This window comes from Isoptericola sp. NPDC057391, assembly GCF_042668085.1.
GTDB lineage: Bacteria > Actinomycetota > Actinomycetes > Actinomycetales > Cellulomonadaceae > Isoptericola.
The window spans coordinates 1-20,136 of sequence record NZ_JBHVBO010000023.1 but is presented as its reverse complement, the minus strand read 5'-3'; the positions used below and the strand labels follow the sequence as shown (position 1 = coordinate 20,136).

General features: G+C 74.6%; 19 protein-coding genes. 10 read left to right on the top strand and 9 right to left on the bottom strand.

Going from position 1 to position 20,136, the window contains the following annotated elements:
- The first annotated feature begins 42 nt into the window (after positions 1-42).
- Positions 43-1,014 (top strand): class I SAM-dependent methyltransferase, encoded by a 972-nt coding sequence (locus ACFUVW_RS05575; protein ID WP_430570359.1) that lies wholly within the window; start codon positions 43-45, stop codon positions 1,012-1,014.
- A 25-nt stretch (positions 1,015-1,039) separates the two neighbouring features.
- Here the strand turns inward: ACFUVW_RS05575 and ACFUVW_RS05570 are convergent, their stop codons facing one another.
- Both ACFUVW_RS05570 and ACFUVW_RS05565 read right to left on the bottom strand, forming a co-directional pair.
- On the bottom strand, positions 1,040-2,191 hold the full coding sequence (locus tag ACFUVW_RS05570) for a glutamate--cysteine ligase (RefSeq protein WP_430570358.1): 1,152 nt from the start codon (positions 2,189-2,191) through the stop codon (positions 1,040-1,042).
- Positions 2,192-2,267: 76 nt separating this feature from the next.
- Positions 2,268-3,497: an SAM-dependent methyltransferase gene (locus ACFUVW_RS05565; protein ID WP_430570357.1), complete on the bottom strand. Its 1,230-nt coding sequence runs from the start codon at positions 3,495-3,497 to the stop codon at positions 2,268-2,270.
- A gap of 208 nt (positions 3,498-3,705) precedes the next feature.
- Here ACFUVW_RS05565 and groES point away from each other — a divergent pair, with 208 nt between their 5' ends.
- Positions 3,706-4,002 carry a co-chaperone GroES gene (gene groES, locus ACFUVW_RS05560; RefSeq protein WP_079572552.1) on the top strand — a complete coding sequence of 99 codons (297 nt, stop codon included), beginning with the start codon at positions 3,706-3,708 and terminating at the stop codon, positions 4,000-4,002.
- A gap of 56 nt (positions 4,003-4,058) precedes the next feature.
- Here the strand turns inward: groES and ACFUVW_RS05555 are convergent, their stop codons facing one another.
- Entirely contained in the window at positions 4,059-4,349 is a 291-nt protein-coding gene (locus tag ACFUVW_RS05555; protein WP_380317624.1) for a WhiB family transcriptional regulator, read from the bottom strand.
- 203 nt (positions 4,350-4,552) lie between these two features.
- Here ACFUVW_RS05555 and ACFUVW_RS05550 point away from each other — a divergent pair, with 203 nt between their 5' ends.
- On the top strand, positions 4,553-5,677 hold the full coding sequence (locus tag ACFUVW_RS05550) for a MerR family transcriptional regulator (protein WP_430570356.1): 1,125 nt from the start codon (positions 4,553-4,555) through the stop codon (positions 5,675-5,677).
- A 98-nt stretch (positions 5,678-5,775) separates the two neighbouring features.
- The gene (gene guaB / locus ACFUVW_RS05545; protein ID WP_430570355.1) at positions 5,776-7,293 is read left to right on the top strand and encodes an IMP dehydrogenase; all 1,518 of its coding nucleotides are present in this window, start codon (positions 5,776-5,778) and stop codon (positions 7,291-7,293) included.
- 79 nt (positions 7,294-7,372) lie between these two features.
- On the opposite strand, the gene ACFUVW_RS05540 is transcribed toward guaB, so the two are convergent.
- A complete protein-coding gene (locus tag ACFUVW_RS05540) occupies positions 7,373-9,010 on the bottom strand; it encodes a flavin monoamine oxidase family protein (protein WP_430570354.1) in 1,638 nt (545 codons plus the stop codon).
- Between the two features lie 241 nt (positions 9,011-9,251).
- Here ACFUVW_RS05540 and ACFUVW_RS05535 point away from each other — a divergent pair, with 241 nt between their 5' ends.
- Positions 9,252-9,890 (top strand): Rid family hydrolase, encoded by a 639-nt coding sequence (locus ACFUVW_RS05535; RefSeq protein ID WP_430570353.1) that lies wholly within the window; start codon positions 9,252-9,254, stop codon positions 9,888-9,890.
- A gap of 8 nt (positions 9,891-9,898) precedes the next feature.
- Here ACFUVW_RS05535 and ACFUVW_RS05530 read toward each other — a convergent pair whose 3' ends face one another.
- Positions 9,899-10,681, bottom strand: coding sequence for an exonuclease domain-containing protein (locus ACFUVW_RS05530; RefSeq protein WP_430570352.1), 783 nt, complete (start codon positions 10,679-10,681; stop codon positions 9,899-9,901).
- A 53-nt stretch (positions 10,682-10,734) separates the two neighbouring features.
- On the opposite strand from ACFUVW_RS05530, the gene ACFUVW_RS05525 reads away from it, so the two are divergent.
- The 3 genes from ACFUVW_RS05525 (at position 10,735) to ACFUVW_RS05515 (ending at position 14,042) form a co-directional block, all read left to right on the top strand.
- On the top strand, positions 10,735-11,859 hold the full coding sequence (locus ACFUVW_RS05525) for a GuaB3 family IMP dehydrogenase-related protein (protein WP_430570351.1): 1,125 nt from the start codon (positions 10,735-10,737) through the stop codon (positions 11,857-11,859).
- Between the two features lie 7 nt (positions 11,860-11,866).
- Positions 11,867-12,349, top strand: a complete 483-nt coding sequence (locus tag ACFUVW_RS05520; protein ID WP_430570350.1) for a GNAT family acetyltransferase — start codon at positions 11,867-11,869, stop codon at positions 12,347-12,349.
- 70 nt (positions 12,350-12,419) lie between these two features.
- Positions 12,420-14,042 (top strand): succinic semialdehyde dehydrogenase, encoded by a 1,623-nt coding sequence (locus tag ACFUVW_RS05515; RefSeq protein WP_430570349.1) that lies wholly within the window; start codon positions 12,420-12,422, stop codon positions 14,040-14,042.
- Between the two features lie 95 nt (positions 14,043-14,137).
- Here the strand turns inward: ACFUVW_RS05515 and ACFUVW_RS05510 are convergent, their stop codons facing one another.
- From ACFUVW_RS05510 to ACFUVW_RS05495, 4 genes are read right to left on the bottom strand one after another with little or no spacing between them, the layout of a single operon-like run.
- Entirely contained in the window at positions 14,138-14,788 is a 651-nt protein-coding gene (locus ACFUVW_RS05510; protein WP_430570348.1) for a vancomycin high temperature exclusion protein, read from the bottom strand.
- Between the two features lie 9 nt (positions 14,789-14,797).
- Entirely contained in the window at positions 14,798-15,754 is a 957-nt protein-coding gene (locus ACFUVW_RS05505; RefSeq protein ID WP_430570347.1) for a DUF4031 domain-containing protein, read from the bottom strand.
- Positions 15,751-17,085 (bottom strand): carboxylesterase family protein, encoded by a 1,335-nt coding sequence (locus ACFUVW_RS05500; protein WP_430570346.1) that lies wholly within the window; start codon positions 17,083-17,085, stop codon positions 15,751-15,753. The genes ACFUVW_RS05505 and ACFUVW_RS05500 overlap by 4 nt, the downstream gene beginning before the upstream one ends.
- A gap of 11 nt (positions 17,086-17,096) precedes the next feature.
- The gene (locus tag ACFUVW_RS05495; RefSeq protein ID WP_430570345.1) at positions 17,097-17,843 is read right to left on the bottom strand and encodes a FadR/GntR family transcriptional regulator; all 747 of its coding nucleotides are present in this window, start codon (positions 17,841-17,843) and stop codon (positions 17,097-17,099) included.
- A 168-nt stretch (positions 17,844-18,011) separates the two neighbouring features.
- Here ACFUVW_RS05495 and ACFUVW_RS05490 point away from each other — a divergent pair, with 168 nt between their 5' ends.
- Both ACFUVW_RS05490 and ACFUVW_RS05485 read left to right on the top strand, forming a co-directional pair.
- Positions 18,012-18,566 carry a gluconokinase gene (locus ACFUVW_RS05490; RefSeq protein ID WP_430570344.1) on the top strand — a complete coding sequence of 185 codons (555 nt, stop codon included), beginning with the start codon at positions 18,012-18,014 and terminating at the stop codon, positions 18,564-18,566.
- Between the two features lie 125 nt (positions 18,567-18,691).
- Positions 18,692-20,074 carry a GntP family permease gene (locus tag ACFUVW_RS05485; protein WP_430570343.1) on the top strand — a complete coding sequence of 461 codons (1,383 nt, stop codon included), beginning with the start codon at positions 18,692-18,694 and terminating at the stop codon, positions 20,072-20,074.
- Positions 20,075-20,136: the final 62 nt, after the last annotated feature.

Here is a 20,136-nt window from a genome sequence, read left to right as displayed (position 1 = left end):
AAGGCCTCGGCGGGGTGGCCCCGCGTCGGTAGCGTCCCCGTCGTGACGACGCCGCGCCCCAGCATCTACCAGCATCCCCTCGCGTACCTGCTCGGGCTGGAGGGGGTGGCGCTGCTGCGGGCGTTCGCCGGCGAGCACGACCGGGCGTTCGTCGAGTCGCGGCTGGCCGACGTCCGCGCGCTGCTCGACGCCGCCGACCGGTTCGGCGAGGGGCAGGACGTTCCGCCGATCACCACCCAGGACGGCTACCGGCACTGGGCGCCCCGCTACGACGCGGGGCCGAACGGGTTCTGGGGGATGGAGGAGCCGCTCGTCCGGCCTCTCATGGCGCGGGCGGAGCCGGGAGTCGTGATCGATGCCGCGTGCGGCACGGGCCGGCACACGGAGTGGCTCGTCGAGCAGGGGCACGACGTGCTGGCGTTCGACACCTCGCCGGACATGCTCGCGATCGCCCGCGCGAAGGTGCCGGGAGCCCGGTTCGCGCAGGCGGACCTGCACGACCTGCCGGTGCCCGACGCGTCGGCCGACCTGGTGGTCGTGACGCTGGCCCTCAGCCACGTGCAGCACCTCGGCCCGGTGTTCGCCGAGCTCGCGCGCGTGCTGCGGCCGGGCGGGCACCTGGTCGTCTCGGACACGCGCGGGTACTTCGTCGGTTCCCCGCTCTACCCGCTCGTCGAGGGCGCGGACGGCGAGTTCGGGTACATCCCCAACTGGCGGCACGCCACGAGCGAGTACCTGCAGGCGGCGCTGCCCGCGGGCCTGGCGCCCCGGTTCTGCCGCGAGTACGCCGGGGGCGGGGCGGACGACGACGGCCGTGCCCGGGAGTACACGGCGGCCCCGGACGCCGGGACCGGCGGGTTCGATCCCGCCGCCGACCTGACGCCCGACGACCCGACGAGGCCGCCGAACATCTGGGAGCTGATGCCGTGGGTCGAGGCGGCCACCCGGGCGGCCTACGCGGGCGCGCCGGTGCTCATCGTGTGGGACTTCGAGAAGGAGCTCGAGAAGGAGTAGGCCGGCAGCCCGCTCGCGGCCGCCGTCAGGCCGCCGCGGGCAGCGGTCGCCCGGCGTGCAGCTCGGCGACGACGGACGCGACCACGGCCTCCAGGGCCGCCGGGCCCCCGCCGTGGGCGCGGGCGACCTCCCGCTGGCGCTGGTACGACGCGCCGCGGCGGACGATCTCCCGGACGCCGTCGAGCGCGGCGGCGCAGCCCAGCCGGTCGGCCACGGGCTCGAGCGTCGTGAGCAGCCGGGGCAGGGCGTCGGTGACGAGCTCCTCGTCGCCGGCGTCGTCGAGGATGATGATCGCGTCGGTGCCGTAGCGGGCCGCGCGCCACTTGTTCTCGTGCACGAACCACGGCGGCATGGTGGGCAGCGGGCGCCCCGCGTCGAGCAGGGCCGACAGGTGCTCCACGAGGCAGTGCACGAGGGCTCCGAGGGCGGCGAGCTCGAACGTGTTCGACGTGCCGTCGCAGATGCGCACCTCGACGGTGCCGAAGTGCGGCGCGGGTCGCACGTCCCAGCGCACCTCCGTGAAGTCGTCGATGACGCCGGTGTGCAGCATGTCCGCGGTGTACCGCTCCAGCTCGGACCAGGCCCCGAACTGGTAGGGCAGCCCGGCGGTGGGCAGCTGCTGGAAGATCATGGTGCGCATCGAGGCGTAGCCGGTGTCGTCGCCGCCGAAGAACGGCGACGAGGCGGACAGCGCCTGCAGGTACGGCAGGTACACCAGCAGCGAGTTGACGATCGGCAGCACCTTGGCGCGGTCCTCGATGCCGACGTGCGCGTGCACGCCGTAGACGATCTGCTGACGGCCCACCACCTGTGCCCGGTCGACGACGGTGGCGTACCTCTTCTTGTCCGTCACCTTCTGCTGCGACCAGTGCGCGAACGGGTGCGTGCCCGCGCCCATGAGGTCCACCCGCATCGGGCCGGTGGCGTCGTGGATGGCGGCGACGCCGCGCTCGAGGTCGGCGATCGCCTCGGGCACGGTGCGGCGCACGTCGCTGATCACCTCGACCGTGTTCCGCAGGAACTCCGGCTTCACGTAGCGGTGCCGGACGTCGTCGGCCACCGCCTCGATGACGGCGGGCGCCACCTGCCGCAGGTTGCCCGAGTCGGCGTCGACCAGCGCGAGCTCCCACTCGAGCCCGACGCTCGACCGCTCGGAGGCGGCGAATTCCAGCACCATGCGGGCCATGCTTCCACGGCGGGACGCCGGGCCGCGCGCCGGTCCGGCGGCGCCTCGGTGCGGGCCCGGAGCGGGGTCAGCGCAGCGGCTCGACGACGAGCACGTGCTGCGCGCCGCCGACGCGCGTGAGCACGAGGGTGGCCTCGGCGTCGCCCTTCGGCGAGAGCTGGGCGCGCAGCTGCTCGGGCGTGACGGCGGTGCCGCGCTTCTTGATGGTGAGGCGGCCCACGCCGCGCTCGCGCAGGTAGGCCTTGAGCCGCTTGAGGTTGAACGGCATGACGTCCACGACCCGGTAGCCGGTGGCCAGCGGCGCCGTCCCCTCGGCCGCGGGCGGGGCGGGCTGGTCGGTCGTGACGTAGGCGATGGTGCGGTCCAGCAGGCGCCCGCCCAGCTCGGCCGCGGCGTGCGCCACGAGCCCGGCGCGGATGACGGCGCCGTCCGGCTCGTACAGGTAGGCGCCGACGGCCCCGACGTCGGGCACCAGGTCCCCGCCGTCGCCGTGCGGGTCGGTGCGCAGGGTGCGCGACGCCGTCGTCCCCCCGGTCGTCGAGAGCACGAGCGCGGACCGCCCCGGACCCTCGGGGGCGAGCGGCCCGAACCAGAGCCCCGCCTCGACGACGTCGCCGTCCACGGAGACCCACTGCGTCTCCGCGTCGTCGGGCAGGCCCTGGTGCGGGATGCCGGGCCCGACCTTGATGCCGAGGGCGGGGACCTGCGCGCGCAGGTCCCACACGGCGTCGAGCGGGGGAGCGTAGGCGGCCGGGTCGAACACGCGCCGTCCGCCCCGGGTGCGCCGGGCCGGGTCGGCGTAGACGCCGTCGACGCCCTCGGCGGCGAGGTCGAGCGCGAGCCCGTCGGCGTGCCGCACCTCGGCCTCGGGGAAGTGGCGCAGGTTCACGGTGGCGAGCGCGGCGGTCACCTCGTCGACGTCGGTCGCCAGGACGCGCAGCCCGACGCCCGCGAACGCGAGCGCGTCGGCGCCGATCCCGCTGGTGAGGTCCGCGACCTTGGTGACGCCGGCGGCGAGGTAGCGCCGGGCGTGCAGCGCCGCGACCACGAGCCGCGTGGCCTGCTCGACGCCGTCGGGCGTGAACAGCATCCCGTCCGCGAAGTCGCCGAGCTTGGCGCGGGCCTTGGCGCGCAGCCGTGACTGGGTGAGGGCGGCCGCCGCGAGGTCGGCGTCGACCCCGTCCGCCCGCAGCCGGGTGGCGAGGGCCATGGCCTGCGTCTCGTCGTACGGCGGCAGGGAGTTGACCAGCGCCCACCCGTCCGGGCTCAGCAGCTTGCTCACGGAGGAGGGGTCCATCCGACCATCGTCTCAGGCGCACGCGTGACGCCGTGGGCGAACGACCCGCCCACTTCTGGCACTCGACTTGTCAGAGTGCTAACGCCTGCCTAGATTTGTCGTCAGCGACCGCAAGGCTGTACCGGCACCCGCGACGACGGCCAGCCCTCGGACGCGACCTGGTCAATCAGCTAGTCCATCCACGCATCGCGAATCAAGGAGGTCCGACGTGTCGGTCCCCATCAAGCCGCTCGAGGACCGGATCGTCGTCAAGGCCATCGAGGCCGAGACCACGACCGCTTCCGGCCTGGTCATCCCGGACACCGCCAAGGAGAAGCCCCAGGAGGGCGAGGTCCTGGCCGTGGGCGAGGGTCGCTTCGACGACAAGGGCAACCGTGTCCCCGTCGACGTCAAGGTCGGTGACAAGGTGATCTACAGCAAGTACGGCGGCACCGAGGTCAAGTACGCGGGCGAGGACTACCTCGTCCTCTCCGCCCGCGACATCCTCGCGGTCGTCGTCGCCTGACGACGCCCAGCACGCAGAAGGCCCCGCACCGTCGTCGGTGCGGGGCCTTCGTGCTGTCAGCCGGTCTTGCGGGCGCCGCCGGCGAGGATCGCGGAGCGCTCGTCCTCGCTGAGACCGCCCCACACCCCGTAGGGCTCCCGGACCCGGAGCGACTGCTCCCGGCACTGCATCATCACGGGGCACGAGCGGCAGATCGCCTTGGCCGCCTCGGCCCGACGTCGGCGCGTGGATCCGCGCTCACCCTCGGGGTGGAAGAACAACGTGTCGTCCGCGTCGCGGCAGGAGCCCTGGTACTGCCACTCCCACAGCTCCATCACCGGACCGGGAAGCCTCGAGATCTCCGTCATGGCGAACAACCTACAAGTTGTGCAGAAGTTGTTCAAGGTCCGATTTCGTGACCGGATTCGATGATTCAGTGTTCAACTTCCCCGTGGTGACTGAACGGGTTCGCAGCCCTTCTGAACGGCTTTGACCTGCACTGTCGAGGTTTACCGCGGCGCGCCCGGGGGAGCAGTGGCGACCCTTCGGTCCTCTCGGCAGAATCGACGCCATGACCTCATCCCGACCCGCTCCTCACGGGGGCGGGTCTCGCGCGTCGAGCCCGGGCCTCGCCGTCGCGGCGGTCGCCAGGCGCCTGGGGGTGGCTCCGGCGACCCTGCGCACGTGGGACCGTCGCTACGGACTCGGCCCGTCCGCCCGCACCGCGGGATCGCACCGCCGCTACACGCCCGAGGACGTGGCGCGCCTGCTCGTGATGCGCCGGCTCACGCTCGAGGGCGTCGCGCCGGTGGACGCCGCGAAGGCCGCACTCGACGCGGGCGTCGAGGAGCTCGAGGAGGCGACCGAGGAGGCCGCGAGCGCCGGCGCCGAGCCCGACGACGGCGACGACGACGCCGAGCCCGACCCGGGGCGCCCCGCGCCCGTCGCCGAGGGCGAGGCGCCTCGGGGGCGCGCCCATCTGCGCGCCCTGCCCGGGGGCGGCGAAGGGGCCTCGGCGCCCCCCGGTCACCTGCCCGGTGGGAGCGCTTCCGGCCGGGTGTCGGCCGTGGTCGACGCCGCCCTCGCCTACGACCAGGCGGCGTGCGACGACCTGCTCGCCATCCCGGCGCAGGGCGACCCCGCCGCCTGGTGGACCGAGATCGCGGAGCCTGCCTGGCAGCGCGTCGCCCAGCGGACGGTGCTCGCCGGCCCCGGTGCCGTCCCCGAGGTGGTGCTCGCCACCGCGGCCCTGCGCGCGCTGCGCGACTTCACCGAGGCGTTCGAGCGGGCCATGGTCGCGGGCGGGGCCCCGCCCGCCAACCATCCGAGCCGGATGCGCAAGATCGTGCTCATCTTCGCCGCGCCGGACGAGGTGGTGCCGCTGTCCGCGCACGCCCTGGCGGCCGCCCTGACGGCGAAGGGCGCGACGGCGCGCATCGTGACCGGCCCCGCGAGCACGCACCGCTCGCTGGAGCTGGTGACGATGGTGCGGCCGGCGGCGCTCGTCCTCGCGACCGCGCAGCGGCGGCCCGACCTGGACCTCATCCACGCCGTGCACGACGGCTTCGCCGAGCTGCCGATCATCGTCAGCCTGCGCCGCGACGACGCCGCGAGCGAGCTGCCGCTGGCCGCGACGGTGCAGCGGGTGCGGTCGTTCACCGCGATGCTGCACGAGGCGCTGGCCGTCGTGACCTGAGCGAGGGCGAGCACCGGTGACGTGAGGTCTGCCACGGGAGGGCGCCGGAGCCCGGACGGCCCGGAATAACGGGGCCCTGCAGAACGTAGACTCCTGTCATGACGGACTCGACCTCGCCCGCGCACGACCCGTTCGGATTCCTCGGCCTCACCTACGACGACGTCCTGCTGCTGCCGGGGTACTCCGACCTCGCCCCGTCGGACATCGACACCACGTCGCGGCTGACCCGCGAGATCTCGCTGCGCGTGCCGCTCGTCTCGGCCGCGATGGACACCGTCACCGAGTCGCGGATGGCGATCGCGATGGCCCGCCAGGGCGGCATCGGCGTGCTGCACCGCAACCTGTCGATCGAGGACCAGGCGTACCAGGTGGACCTGGTGAAGCGGACGCAGACCGGCATCATCTCCAACCCGGTGACGATCGGGCCGGACGCCACCCTCGAGGAGCTCGACAAGCGGGCGGGGGAGTACCGCATCTCCGGCTTCCCCGTGGTCGACGCGGGCGGTCGCCTCATCGGCATCGTCACCAACCGCGACCTGCGGTTCACGCCGGTCGCCGAGTGGGGCACCACCAAGGTCTCCGAGGTCATGACGCCGGCCCCGCTCATCACGGGCCCGGCCGGCATCGCGCGCGAGGACGCCACGCTGCTGCTGCGCAAGCACAAGCTGGAGCGCCTGCCGCTGGTCGACGACGAGGGTCGGCTCGCGGGACTCATCACCGTCAAGGACTTCGTGAAGTCCGAGCAGTTCCCGAACGCGTCGAAGGACGGCCAGGGCCGCCTCCTCGTCGGCGCGGCGATCGGCTACTTCGGCGACGCCTGGGAGCGCGCGACGACGCTGGTGGACGCCGGCGTCGACGTGCTCGTCGCGGACACCGCGCACGGCAACGTGCGGATGCTCATCGACATGGTCCGCAAGCTCAAGACGGACCCCGCGACCCGCCACGTGCAGGTGATCGGCGGCAACGTCGCGACGAAGGAGGGCGCGCAGTCCTTCGTCGACGCCGGCGCGGACGGCATCAAGGTGGGCGTCGGCCCCGGCTCGATCTGCACCACCCGCGTCGTCACGGGCGTCGGCGTCCCGCAGATCACGGCCGTGTACGAGGCGTCGCTGGCCGCGCGCGCGGCGGGGATCCCGGTCATCGCCGACGGCGGCATGCGCCACTCGGGGGAGATCGGCAAGGCGATCGTGGCCGGCGCGGAGGCCGTCATGCTCGGCTCGATGCTGGCCGGCACCGAGGAGGCGCCGGGCGAGACGATCCTCGTCAACGGCAAGCAGTACAAGGCCTACCGCGGCATGGGCTCGATGGGCGCGATGTCGTCGCGCGGCAAGAAGTCCTACTCGAAGGACCGCTACTTCCAGGCCGAGGTCACCAGCGACGACATGATCGTGCCGGAGGGCGTCGAGGGACAGGTGCCGTACAAGGGCACGCTGAACACCGTCGCGCACCAGCTCGTGGGCGGGCTGCACCAGTCGATGTTCTACGTCGGCGCCAGCACCATCCCCGAGCTGCAGGCCAAGGGCCGCTTCGTGCGCATCACGTCCGCGTCCCTCAAGGAGAGCCACCCGCACGACGTCCAGGTCACTGCCGAGGCCCCGAACTACTCGGGCTTCTGAGGCGCCCCGGCCTCCCGGACGCCCGACGGCCCGGACCTCCGCCTGGAGGTCCGGGCCGTCGTCGTCCGGGGTCAGGCGGTCACGACGCCATGACGCGGGCGTGCAGCGCCTGCACCGCGTACCGCGCGGACCAGAAGGCGCCGTGCTGCCAGGCGGAGATCTCCGACATCCAGTCGCCCGCGAAGTAGACGCGGCCCGCGCCCTGCTGCAGCAGCTTGAAGCCGGACGACTCCGTGTTCGGGTACGCCCAGGCCCCCTCGATGTACGGGACCTTGTGCCACGCGATCGAGAACGACGACTCCAGCTCGGTGCGGTACTTCTCGCCGTGGATCTTCACGCCCTGCTCGACGGCGCGGCGCTCGCGCTGCCGGGGCGTCATGTCCGCGTAGGCGCGAGCGTTGGCGCCCGTGTTGTAGTAGCCCACCACGAGCCCCTTGCGGTCCCCGTACCCGTACGACGGGTACCAGATGTGCGCCAGATCCATGTCCGTCTCGGTGATGCCGCCGTAGATGCGGTGGTCGTCCTCCCACCACCGGGACCGGTACTGCAGGCCGATCTTGCCCGCGGGCGAGCCGACGGCGAACTCGCCGAGCGCGGCGTCGACCGCCGGGCCCCAGTTGGTCTCCCACCGGCGCATGAGGCCCGCGGGGGCCGTGACGATCGCGAAGTCCGCCTCGATCTGGCGGGCCCGGCCGTGGCCCGGGGTGTAGGTGACGCGCACGCCGTTGCTGGTGTTCTCCACGGCAGTGACGGGCGAGCCGAAGTGCACGTTCTGCTTGCCGATGGCCCGCACGAAGTACTGGTAGGTCGTGTCCATGCCGCCCTTCGGCTGGAACATGAGCATCGACTGCTCCCAGTTGATCTCGAACGGGAAGTACTGGCCCACCTTCGACGCCAGGACCTCCGAGACCGTACCGGGGCCCGGCAGGGGCGTCCCGTGCTCGTTCCACGCGGACGGGTAGGTGGCGAAACCGCGGTTGTCGCCGCCGGCGTACGTGCCGTCGGCCTTGAGCGAGCCCCAGCTGCGCAGGAAGGACCGCAGGTTCTCCTTGTCCTCGGCGGTGAGCCGCTGGTCCAGGGCGCCCTGGTCGGTGGCGTAGCTCAGCAGCTCGGACGTGTAGCCGAAGACGTCGGCCTTGGCCGTGCGGTAGCGCACCGGGTTGCCCGGGGTGGCACCGGTCTTCTCGTTGTAGAGGTAGGCGTCGGCGTTCGCGTTGGTGAAGACCTCGTAGGGGACGCCCAGCTCGCGCAGGTAGTCCATGGTGACCATCCACTGCGCGATGCGGCCGGCGCCCGCGTTCATGTAGACGCCGTCGTCGAACCGCGCCGTCTGGGTGACGCCGTCGAGGTCCGTCTCGGAGTCCCCGCCGCGGATGGTCAGCGTCCGTCCGCCAGGCCGGTGTCGCGCCTCGAGCACCGTGACCCGGTAGCCGGCCTTCTGCAGCTCGTACGCCGCCGCGAGCCCCGCCGGACCCGCGCCGACCACCACCACCTTCTTCGCCGAGCGTCCGGTGAGCGTGAAGTCGCCGCCACGGGGCGGCGTCCAGGCCGCGGCGGTGGGCTGCGCCGCGGCCGTCGGGGCGAGCCCCATCGCCCCCATCGTGGCGAACATGACGCCCGCGCTCGAGCCGACGCCGACGGCCTGGAGGAAGCCGCGGCGGGAGACGCCGGACCGGGGTCCGTCGGTGGCCCCGTCGGTGATCGTGTCAGTGACCATGTGGCACTACCTCTCGTGTCGAAAGGTCTGACGGACGGACGCGCCGGCCCTGGATGCCGGGCACCGCCGTCAGCACCGCGCCCGACGGTAGGAGGTCCCTGTCACGCGGCGAGGTCCGGAGCGTTTCCGGGTCGTCGCCCGCGGTAACGACGGCGTTTCCTGGGCGTCGTCGCAGGTCACGGACTCGCGTTGGACCCGCAGCCGTGATCCGGCCGAAACCGGGCGCACCTACGTTGCCGCCATGAAGAACACCGCCAAGGTTGCCCTCGCCGTCCTCGTCACCGCCGCCGTCGCGGTCCCCGCCACCGCCGTCGCCTCCGGCCGGCTCTTCGAGCCGCGGCCCACCGAGACGCACTCGTTCGTCACCGGGGCCACGCCGTCCATCGCCGACGGCGTGGCCATCGGGAAGAACGTCGCCTGGTACAAGTCGTCGGGCCTGGGGCCGTCGGCCCTGAACCGCGCGCCGGGCGCGACCGCCGAGGAGCGCTACATCCCGACCGACATCTTTCCCGGCGGGGAGCTGCCGGCCGGCGTGACGCTCACCGAGGCGCAGGGGATCAACGCGCTGATGCGGATCGGGGAGAACCTCGAGCGCGCGGGCCTGTCCTACGACGACGTCGTCTCCATGCGCGTGTTCCTGCAGAACCCCGACGGGGAGGAGGCGATGGACTTCGCCGGCTGGAACCGTGCCTACCGGCAGTTCTTCGCCAACACGAATCTCGCCACCGGGGAGACGCTCGCCGTCCAGCTCGGGTCGGCCACCGGCGAGCCCATGGTCGTCAACGAGGCACGTCCCTCGCGGTTCGCGCTGGAGATCGAGAACCTGCCGGTGGACGGCTGGCTGGTCGAGGTGGAGGTCGACGCGGTCTACGACCGGTAGCGAGCCGGTCAGGAGCCGGTGGCGCCCGCCGCGTGAGCCGGGCCCGTGGACGCGGGCCAGGCCGTCGACGTGGGCCGCCGCCCCTCGGCGCTCGCGGCGCGCTCGGCGTTGATGCGCTCCGCCCACGCGCGGTGGGCGCCCGCCTGGGCGGCGTGCAGCGCGTCGAGCGCGGCGCCCCGCAGCCGCGGGTGGGCCACGAGCTGGGCGTCGAGGACGTCGAGCGTCGCGAGCACGTCGACGTCCGCCCGGTGGAGCTCGCCGTCGCCCTCGATCCCGTAGAGCGCGCAGAGGTCGCCGAGGCGGCGCTTGCCCTCGCGGGCCCGGTCCAGCCACCGGTCGAGGACGAGGGGGTCGAGCACCGGCGCGACCGGCCGGCCGAGCCGCTCGGGCACGGTGGGCAGCCCGTGGCGGGCCAGCTCCACGTCCAGCAGCGACAGGTCGAACGACGCGTTGTAGGCGACGAGGGGGACGCCGCCGCGCACGTGGTGGACGAGGATCGCGGCGATCTCCTCGAGCGCCCCGACGGCGTCCTGGCCGCGCGTGCGCGCCTCCGCCGTGGAGATGCCGTGGATGGCGGTGGCCTCGGCGGGGATCTCGACGCCCGGGTCGAGCAGCCACGTGCGCACCGAGCGCGAGCCGTCCGGTCCGCGCAGCACGAGCGCGGCGGTCACGATGCGGTCGATCTCGACGTCGAGCCCCGTGGTCTCCGTGTCGAAGCCGAGCAGGGGCCCCCGCGACCAGCCCGGGTCGGGCGCGGCCTGCGGGGCGTCGACCTCCGCGTACGTCGTCATGCCCCCGGACTGTGCCACCGACCACCGACAGCACGCGCCGGTAGGCTGTCCGGGTGAGCAACGAGATCGAGATCGGGCGCGGAAAGCGCGGCCGCCGCGCATACTCCTTCGACGACATCGCGATCGTGCCCTCGCGGCGCACGCGCGACCCGAAGGACGTGTCCGTGGAGTGGCAGATCGACGCCTACCACTTCGACCTGCCGATCATGTCGGCGCCGATGGACTCCGTGATGAGCCCCGCCACCGCGGTGGCGCTGGGGAACCACGGCGGACTCGGCGTTCTCGACCTCGAGGGGCTGTGGACGCGGTACGAGTCGCCGGAGACGCTGCTGGCCGAGATCCGCGACCTGCCGGCCGACCGCGCGACGCAGCGCATGCAGGAGATCTACGCGGAGCCGATCAAGGCCGAGCTCATCACGCAGCGCCTCAAGGAGGTCCGCGCCGCGGGCGTCACCGTGGCCGGCGCGCTGTCCCCGCAGCGCACGCAGGAGCACTACCAGACGGTGGTCGACGCCGGCGTCGACCTGTTCGTCATCCGCGGCACCACCGTCTCGGCGGAGCACGTCTCCGGCAACGCCGAGCCGCTCAACCTCAAGCGGTTCATCTACGAGCTCGACGTCCCCGTCGTCGTCGGCGGCGCGTCCACCTACACCGCCGCGCTGCACCTCATGCGCACGGGCGCGGCCGGCGTCCTGGTCGGCTTCGGCGGCGGCGCCGCGCACACCACGCGCGTGGGCCTCGGCATCCACGCGCCGATGGCCACGGCCGTCTCCGACGTCGCCGCGGCGCGCCGCGACTACCTCGACGAGTCCGGCGGCCGGTACGTGCACGTCATCGCCGACGGCGGCGTGGGCCGCTCCGGCGACATCGTCAAGGCCGTCGCCTGCGGCGCCGACGCCGTCATGCTGGGCGCCGCGCTCGCCCGCGCCGAGGAGGCGCCGGGCAAGGGCTGGCACTGGGGGCCCGAGGCCCACCACCCCGCCCTGCCCCGCGGCGAGCGCGTCGAGGTCGGCACGGCCGGCACGCTCGAGCAGGTCCTGTTCGGCCCGAGCGGCACCGCCGACGGCACCCTCAACCTCGTCGGCGCCCTGCGCCGTGCCATGGCCACGACCGGGTACTCCGACCTCAAGGAGTTCCAGCGGGTCGAGGTCGTCGTGTCGCCCTACCAGCCGCGGTGACCCCGCGGTGACCGCCGGCACGACGGCCCAGGACACGACCCGGGACGCGCTCGACGTCGCGTTCCGGGAGGTCGCGGACGACGACGTCGAGCAGGTCGTCGCGCTGTGGGAGGCCTGCGGGCTGACCCGGCCGTGGAACGACCCGTGGGTCGACGTCGCCGACGCGCGTCGCGGATCGACGTCGACGGTCCTCGTCGGGGTGGTGGGCGACCGCGTGCTGTCCACGGTGCTCGCCGGCCACGACGGGCACCGCGGCTGGCTCTACTACGTGGCCGTGGACCCGGCGCGCCAGGGGAGCGGGCTCGGCCGCGCCACCGTGGCCGCCGCGGAGGACTGGCTGCGCGCGCGGGACGTGCGCAAGGTGCGCCTCATGGTGCGGCACGGGAACGAGCGCGTGCTGGGGTTCTACGACGGCCTGGGGTACACCGACTCCGAGTGCGTCGTGCTCGGCCGCGACCTGCAGCCCCCGGAGGGTTCCCGGTCGCGCTGAGAGCGAACGGCCCGGGAGAACCGGGACGACGGTTGCCGCGGTGTCGGGCGATCCGCGTAGGGTGTCGGCCATGTCCACCGCGCACGAGGGCGAAGGCGCTCTCGGGGAACTTCTGGACCCCGAGCTGCCCGCCGCCACCTATGTCCTGGAGCCCGACGTCGTGGAGCCGCTGACGCGGCGCATCGTCACGTCCCACACGGTCGGGACGCACCGCTCGGTCCTGCCCTTCACCGGCGCCCCGCTGGCGGCGTTCCCGCTGTCGTCCCCCGACGACGTCGCGGCGGCGGCGGGCCGCGCCCGGGCCGCGCAGCCCGCGTGGGCGCGCGCGTCGGTGCGGGAGCGCACGGCCGTGCTGGACCGCCTCGGCACCCTGGTGCTGGAGCGGCAGTCGGAGATCCTCGACCTCGTCCAGATGGAGTCGGGCAAGGCGCGGCGCAGCGCGTTCGAGGAGGTCGCGGACGTCGCGATGGCGTGCCGGCACTACGCCGTGCGCGGCCCCGGCTACCTGGGCGAGCGCCGCGTGCCCGGCATGCTGCCCGTGCTCACCGGCGTGCGCGTGCACCGCCGTCCCGTCGGCGTGGTCGGCGCGATCGCGCCGTGGAACTACCCCCTGTCCCTCGTCCTGTCCGAGGCGGTCCCCGCCCTGCTCGCCGGGAACGCGGTGGTGCTCAAGCCGGACCCGCAGACCACCCTGTCGGCCCTGTGGGTGGCCGAGCTGCTGCAGGAGGCGGGGCTGCCCGACGACCTGTTCCTCGTCGTCGCCGGCGGCGGGGACGTCGGCGCGGCGCTCGTGGACCACGTGGACCACATCGCCTTCACCGGCTCGACGGCCACGGGCCGCAAGGTCGCGGCGCGGGCCGGGGAGCGGCTCATCGGCACGACGCTCGAGCTGGGCGGGAAGAACCCGCTGTACGTCGCGGCCGACGCCGACCTCGACTCGGCGGTGCCCGGGGTCGTGCGGGCCTGCTTCGCGAACGCCGGCCAGCTGTGCATGTCGATCGAACGGCTGGTGCTGCACGAGCGCATCGCGGACGCCTTCCTCGAGCGGTTCGCGGTCGCGGTGCGCGACCTGACCCTGGGGACCGGGCTCGACTACACCGCGGACGTGGGCTCGCTCGTCTCCGCCGCGCAGCTCGAGCGCGTCACGCGGCACGTGGACGACGCCCTGGCGAAGGGCGCCCGCGCGATCGTGGGCGGCGTGCACCGCTCCGACGTCGGCCCGTACTTCTACGCCCCGACGGTGCTGGACGACGTCCCCGAGGACGCCCTGTGCGCCCGCGAGGAGACGTTCGGCCCGGTGGTCGCCGTGACCCGGGTGGCGTCGGACGACGAGGCGGTGCGCGTCATGAACGACACCGAGTTCGGTCTCAACGCGAGCATCTGGTCCACCGACGTCGCCCGCGCCCGCCGCCTGGCGGCGCGCGTGCAGTCCGGCACCGTGGTGATCAACGACGGGTACGCGTCGGCCTGGGGGTCCGCGGCCGCGCCGATGGGAGGCTTCAAGGCGTCCGGGCAGGGCCGCCGGCACGGTCGCGAGGGCGTCGAGGCCGTCACCGAGGTGCAGACCGTCGCCGTCCAGCGCGGCGCCCGGTTCGGCCTGTCGCTCGACACGCTGTACGCGCTCGGCGGGGAGACGCCGAGCCGCGTGCTGTCCGTGGCGCTCGGCGCGATGCGCCGGCTGCGCCTGCCGTGATCGGTCGGTAGCCAGGCTCGGGGCCGGCCGGGCCCGGGCCGCGCGAGGACGGTGCTCGGCGCGGGCCGGTGCAGGCCACGGGGGCTACGCCGTCGTCAGAGCTCGCGGACCGCCGCGCGCCACGACGCCGGGATCTCGCGCACGTGCCACCACACCCACTTCCGGGGCGTCGCGCTCGCGGCCGAGACGCCCACGCCCTGCGCGTCCAGGCCCGCGCGGGCGCAGCCGAACAGGGCGCGGCGCAGGTGGTAGTCCTGCGTGACGACGACGGCGGTGCGAGCGCCCGTCAGCTCGGCCGTCCGGCGGCAGGACGCCGTGGTGTCGAGGCCCTCGCGGTCCAGCGTGAGCGCCTCGTCCGGCACGCCCCGCCCGAGGATCCACGCGCGCATGGAGGCGGGCTCGTCGTACGGGGTGCCGTCCCGGCGCGGCTGGCCGTCGCCGCTGAGCACCACCCGGTCGGCGACGCCGGCGTGGTACAGCTCCGCGGCCGCGTCGAGCCTGCGCCGCAGGTAGGGCGACGGCGTGCCGTCGGGCCGGATGCCCGCCCCGAGCACGAGGATCGCGTCGACCGGCTCGACGGACTCGACGGACGGGCGGACCCGGGCCTGGCCGGTCAGCTGCACCCACGCGACCGGCACCACGACGGCGAGGGCGAGCGCCCCGGCGGTCGCGGCGGTGACGCGGAGGGCCCGGCGTCGCCGAGGGCGTGCGAGGGCCGGGCCGGTGGCGGGCGTCGTCGAGATCACGCCCGCAACCTAGCGTCGGGGGACCAGCGCGGCGCGCTCGGCGCGCAGGTTGCGCCCGGCGGCCTCCGCCCACCGGGACGCGGCCGCGGGCGAGCGGTACAGCCGCGGCAGCCCGGCGAGCTGGTCCAGGACGGCGGCCCGGCCGGCGCGGAACGCGTCGTCGGGCACGTGCCCGTACTCGGCGCGGACCTGGGCCGCGTAGCGCGCGTACCGGCCGGGCTCGGCCCCCAGGACGGCGAGGTCCGCGTCGCTGACCAGGGCTCCCGAGGCGTCCGCCGCCCCGGGGTCGTGGGCGGCGGTCACGAGCACGAGCCGGGCGACCTCGTCCACGTCGTGGCGCGACAGCGGCTCGCCCGTCCCCGCCCGGCGCGCGTGGCCGGTCAGCGGCCCGAGCAGCGCGCCCACCAGCGCGGCCGAGCGTTCCTCGTCGCGGCCCGCCTCGCCGTCGTGCACGGCGTCGTGGAACCACAGGGCCGCCGCGGCGTGCCAGCGCGAGCCGGGCGCCCCGTCGGCGACGAGCAGGTCCAGGGCGTCCAGGGAGTCGGCCAGGTGCAGGCGCGAGTGATAGACCCGGTGGGGCTCGCGCCACCGGCTCACGAGGTCGCGCCCGACGTCGTCCGCCCCGGCGAGCGCGGACCCCGCGCCGTCGTCCGGCTCCCACAGCGCCGCCCAGCGGGCGAGGAGCGCGTCCTGGGACGCGCGCCGCCGCTCGCGACCCGGCACCCGCAGGACGGAGCCGGCGAGCCGGCGGGACAGCTCGCCGCCCGTGACGGGCACCGCCCCGGCGGCCACCAGGGCGTCGTGACGCTCCGCGGGGACGTCGTAGTGGTCGAGGTCGAAGGCCCGGTCGCCCACGCCCTGGGCACGGGCGAACGACCGCAGCTCGTGCAGCGACGTGTCCGAGACCAGGTGCGACCAGAGCGTGCCGTGCGCCGGCCAGGCGGGCGGGTCGAGCAGCAGCGTCATGCGCGCACCCTCCGCACGCGCAGGGCACCCGGCACCTCGAGCCGGTCGCCGAGGTCCTCGCCCCGCGCGAACGCGCCCCAGACGGCGCGCACCCGCCGTGCGGAGCGCTGCAGGTCGTCCCACGACGCCCCGTCCGTGAGCGCCGCCGTCGCCCACGCCTTCTCGTCGCCGAACAGCAGCGGCAGGTCGACGGTGTGCGCGGCGCCCCACGGGTTGCCCGGCGCGGACCACGTCACGACGTACCGGTACGCGGTGCCGCCGGCCGCCGCGTGCCGCGCGGCGAACCGTCGCGCCGGCCGTCCGTAGACCGCCGCGGTGACGGCGGCGACCAGGGCGCGCCGCGCCCACGTCCCGACGACGGGCAGCGCGGCGAGCCGCCGGACCGCGGGGACCCGGCGGACGAACAGCCGGGCCTCCTCGGCCGTGCTCCCGACCAGCAGCGCGACCTGGGGCGCGGCGGCGTCCCAGGCCGCGGCGACCTCGTCCTCCGGCGGCAGCGGGTCGTGACCGTACTGGGTGCCGAACGGCATCGCGGCACGCAGGCCTGCCCGCAGCCCCGACCCCGTCGCCGCCCGCGCGACCCGTGCCTCGGCGGCCACGACGTCCGCGACGGGCGTCCGCACGGAGATCCCGGCGGCCGCGCGCGCCATCGCCGCGGTCATCCGCGCCCGGCCGCGGGAGATGCCGAGCGGCGCGCTCTGCACGATCGCGCGCGAGACCAGGGCCGCCGCGGCGGGCACGGCCAGGAGGTGCGCGACGGCGTCGCCGCCGGCGGACTGCCCGAACAGCGTCACCCGCGCCGGGTCGCCGCCGAACGCGGCGATGTTGCGGTGCACCCAGCGCAGGGCCTCGAGCTGGTCGAGCAGCCCGAGGTTCGCGGGCCGCTCCGGGCCGTCGCCCAGGTAGCCGAGCAGGCCCAGCCGGTACGTGACGGTCACGACGACCACCCGCTGCTCCGCGACCAGCGGCCTGGGGTCCATGATCGGCAGGTCGCCCGCGCCGGAGGTGTACGAGCCGCCGTGGATCCACACCATGACGGGCAGCCGGTCGTCGAGACCCACGTCGGCGGGCATCGTCACGGACAGGCGCTGGCAGTGCTCGTCGCCGGGCAGACCGGCGCCCGGCGACCCCAGCACCTCGTCGAGGAACGGGACCGGCGCCTGCGGGCAGGCGGGGGACCACTGCGTCGCCGCGTACGGTTCGCGACGGTCGGGGACCGGGACGGGCCGCTCGAACCGGTCGGCGTGGGCGTACGGGATCCCGGTGGCGCGGACGACGTCGTCGTCCGCCCAGCCGTCGACCGGGCCGCAGGGAGGCGTGAAGCGCAGCATCGCCGTCGAGACTAGCCCCGGGGGGAGGGGGCGTCCTCGTCGTCGTGCAGGCGGTCGGGCAGGCGGTCGGGCAGGTCGTCGAGGGCACGCCGCACCTCGCCCACGATCCGCGCCATCGCGGCCTCGGCGGCGCCGGGGTCGTGCTCGGCCACCGCCCGGGCGACCGCCTCGTGCTGGTCGAGGGCCTCGGGCGCCGGGGACGGCGGCATGAGGCCGAGGTGCGTCCGACCGGCGAGGACCTCGGCGACGACGTCGGCCAGGGGGCCGAACATCTCGTTCCCGCTGGAGCGCAGCAGCAGCTCGTGCATGCGGACGTCGAGGGCGAGGAACTCGGTGAGGTCGCCCGCCTCGCCGAGGGTGCGCATCCGGCGGGCGAGGTCCACGAGCTCGCCGCGCACCTGGGGGGTGGCGTGGCGGGCGGCGCCGGCGGCGGCGAGCGGCTCGACCGCGTGCCGCAGCTCGGTGAGGCTGCGCAGCTGCGCGTCCCGGCCGGGGCCCCGCAGGCGCCAGCGGATGACGCGCGGGTCGAGCACGTTCCAGTCCTCCATGCCGAGCACCACGAGGCCGACCCGGCGGCGCGAGTGCACCATGCCGAGGCCCTCGAGCATCCGCATCACCTCGCGCGCCACGGTCCGCGAGACCCCGTGCTCGGCTCCGATCCCGTCGAGCGTGAGCGGGGTGCCGGGCGGGACGTCTCCGCTGGTGATCGCGAGCCCGAGGGCGTCGAGCACGCCGGCGTGCAGGGACGGTGACGACATGCGGGGAGCCTATCGACGTCCGGTGGGCGGAGCGATTGGTGTGACCAGTCTTGTCAAAGGTGCTACCAATGAGCCATCCTCGGACGACGCGGTGACGCAGCAGTCGTCGCGGGCCCGCCCCCGGCGGGTCGCCGAACGAACAGGGAAGTCGAGATGGACACTGTCGTCATGGACGCCACCGGTGACGCGCGGGCCGAGAGCACGCCGCGCACGCCGGTCGCCGGGCACCTCGTCGTGATGGGCGTCGCCGGCTCGGGCAAGACCACGATCGCCGGGCTGCTCGCCGATCGCCTCGGCCTCGACGTCGCCGAGGCCGACGAGTTCCACCCCCAGGCCAACATCGACAAGATGTCGGCGGGCACGCCCCTCACCGACGCCGACCGCGCCCCCTGGCTGGCCGCGATCCGCGACTGGCTGACCGGGGAGACCGACGCCGGGAGGTCCGCCGTCGTGACCTGCTCGGCGCTCAAGCGCTCCTACCGCGACGTGCTGCGCGCCGCGCACGGCCGGGTGCGGTTCGTCCACCTCGACGGCAGCCCCGAGCTCCTCGCCGACCGAATGGCGCACCGCAGCGGGCACTTCATGCCCACGGCGCTGCTGCCGTCCCAGCTCGCCACGCTCGAGCCGCTCGGCGACGACGAGGACGGCATCCGCATCGACGTCGCCGCGACGCCGGAGGAGATCGTCGACTCCGTGCTCGCCTGGCTCGCCGACCAGGGCTGACCCACCGGTCGGCCCGACCCCGGCCCGACCCCGGCCCGGCCCGCCCCACCTGCGCCGCGGGCTCCTGCCGGCCGTCCGCGCCGGCCTGCACCCCCACCCGTACGACCGTCGACGAGGACTTCTCCATGCCTACTGACGACTGGACCCAGACCCTCACGGCCGGGCCGCTGCTCGCCATCGCGGCGGGCGCCGTCGCGCTCCTGCTCCTGCTCATCATCAAGGTGCGCCTGCACGCGTTCCTCGCGCTCGCGCTGGTCAGCGTGCTCACCGCGGTGGCGGCGGGCCTGCCGAGCGGCGGCATCCTGGACGTGCTGCTGGACGGCTTCGGCTCGACCCTGGCGTCGGTCGCCCTGCTCGTCGGGCTCGGCGCGATGCTGGGCCGGCTGATCGAGACCAGCGGCGGCGCGAAGGTGATGACCGACGTGCTCATCGCGCGGTTCGGCGAGAAGCGCGCCCCGCTGGCCCTCGGCGTCGCGTCGCTGATCTTCGGCTTCCCGATCTTCTTCGACGCCGGCCTCGTCGTGATGCTGCCGATCGTGTTCGCGGTGGCGCACCGGCTCGGCGGCTCGCTGCTGCTCTACGGCCTGCCCGTGGCCGGCGCGTTCTCCGTGATGCACATCTACGTGCCCCCGCACCCGGGCCCGGTCGCCGCGTCGGAGTTCCTCGGGGCGAACGTCGGCACGGTCCTGCTCCTCGGCCTGGTCGTGGCGATCCCCACCTGGTACGTCACGGCCTACCTCTTCGGCCGGTTCGCCGGCCGGCGGTTCGAGCTGCCCGTCCCCGCGATCCTCGGCCGCGCCGACGCCGTGCAGGTCGCGAACCCGCCGCGCTTCGGCACGGTGGTCGGCATCCTGCTGCTCCCGCTCGTGCTGATCTTCGCCAACACGGGGCTGGAGACCGCGGCCTCCGCGGGCTGGGTCGCCGCCGAGAGCCCGGTCGTGACCTGGGCCGGCGTCGTCGGCTCCACGCCGGTCGCGCTGCTGCTCTCCGTGCTCGTGGCGGCCTGGGCGCTCGGCCGCCGCCGCGGCGTCGAGGGCACCGTGCTGGAGCAGACGCTCGACTCCGCGCTGGGGCCCGTGTGCTCCGTCATCCTCATCACCGGCGCCGGCGGCATGTTCGGCGGCGTGCTGCGGGCGTCGGGCATCGGCGACGCGCTCGCCGACGTCCTGGCCGACCTGGGGCTGCCCGTCGTCGTCGCCGGCTTCGTGATCGCCGCCGTCCTGCGCGTGGCGCAGGGCTCCGCCACGGTGGCCCTCACCACCGCGGCCGGGCTCATCGCCCCGGCGGTGGCGGCCGGCGGGTTCAGCCAGCTCGCGACGGCCGCGATCGTCGTCGCCGTCGCGGCCGGGTCCGTGGTGCTCAGCCACGTCAACGACTCGGGGTTCTGGCTCGTGGGCCGGTTCTTCGACATGGACGTGAAGACCACGCTGCGCACCTGGACCGTCATGGAGACGGCCATCGGCGTGATGGGCTTCGGGATCGCCTGCGTGGCGTTCGCCCTCGCCTGAGGCAGTGGCGCACCCCGGTCGAGCAACGAGCGTGCTGACTTGATCCTCAAACGGGCCGTTTG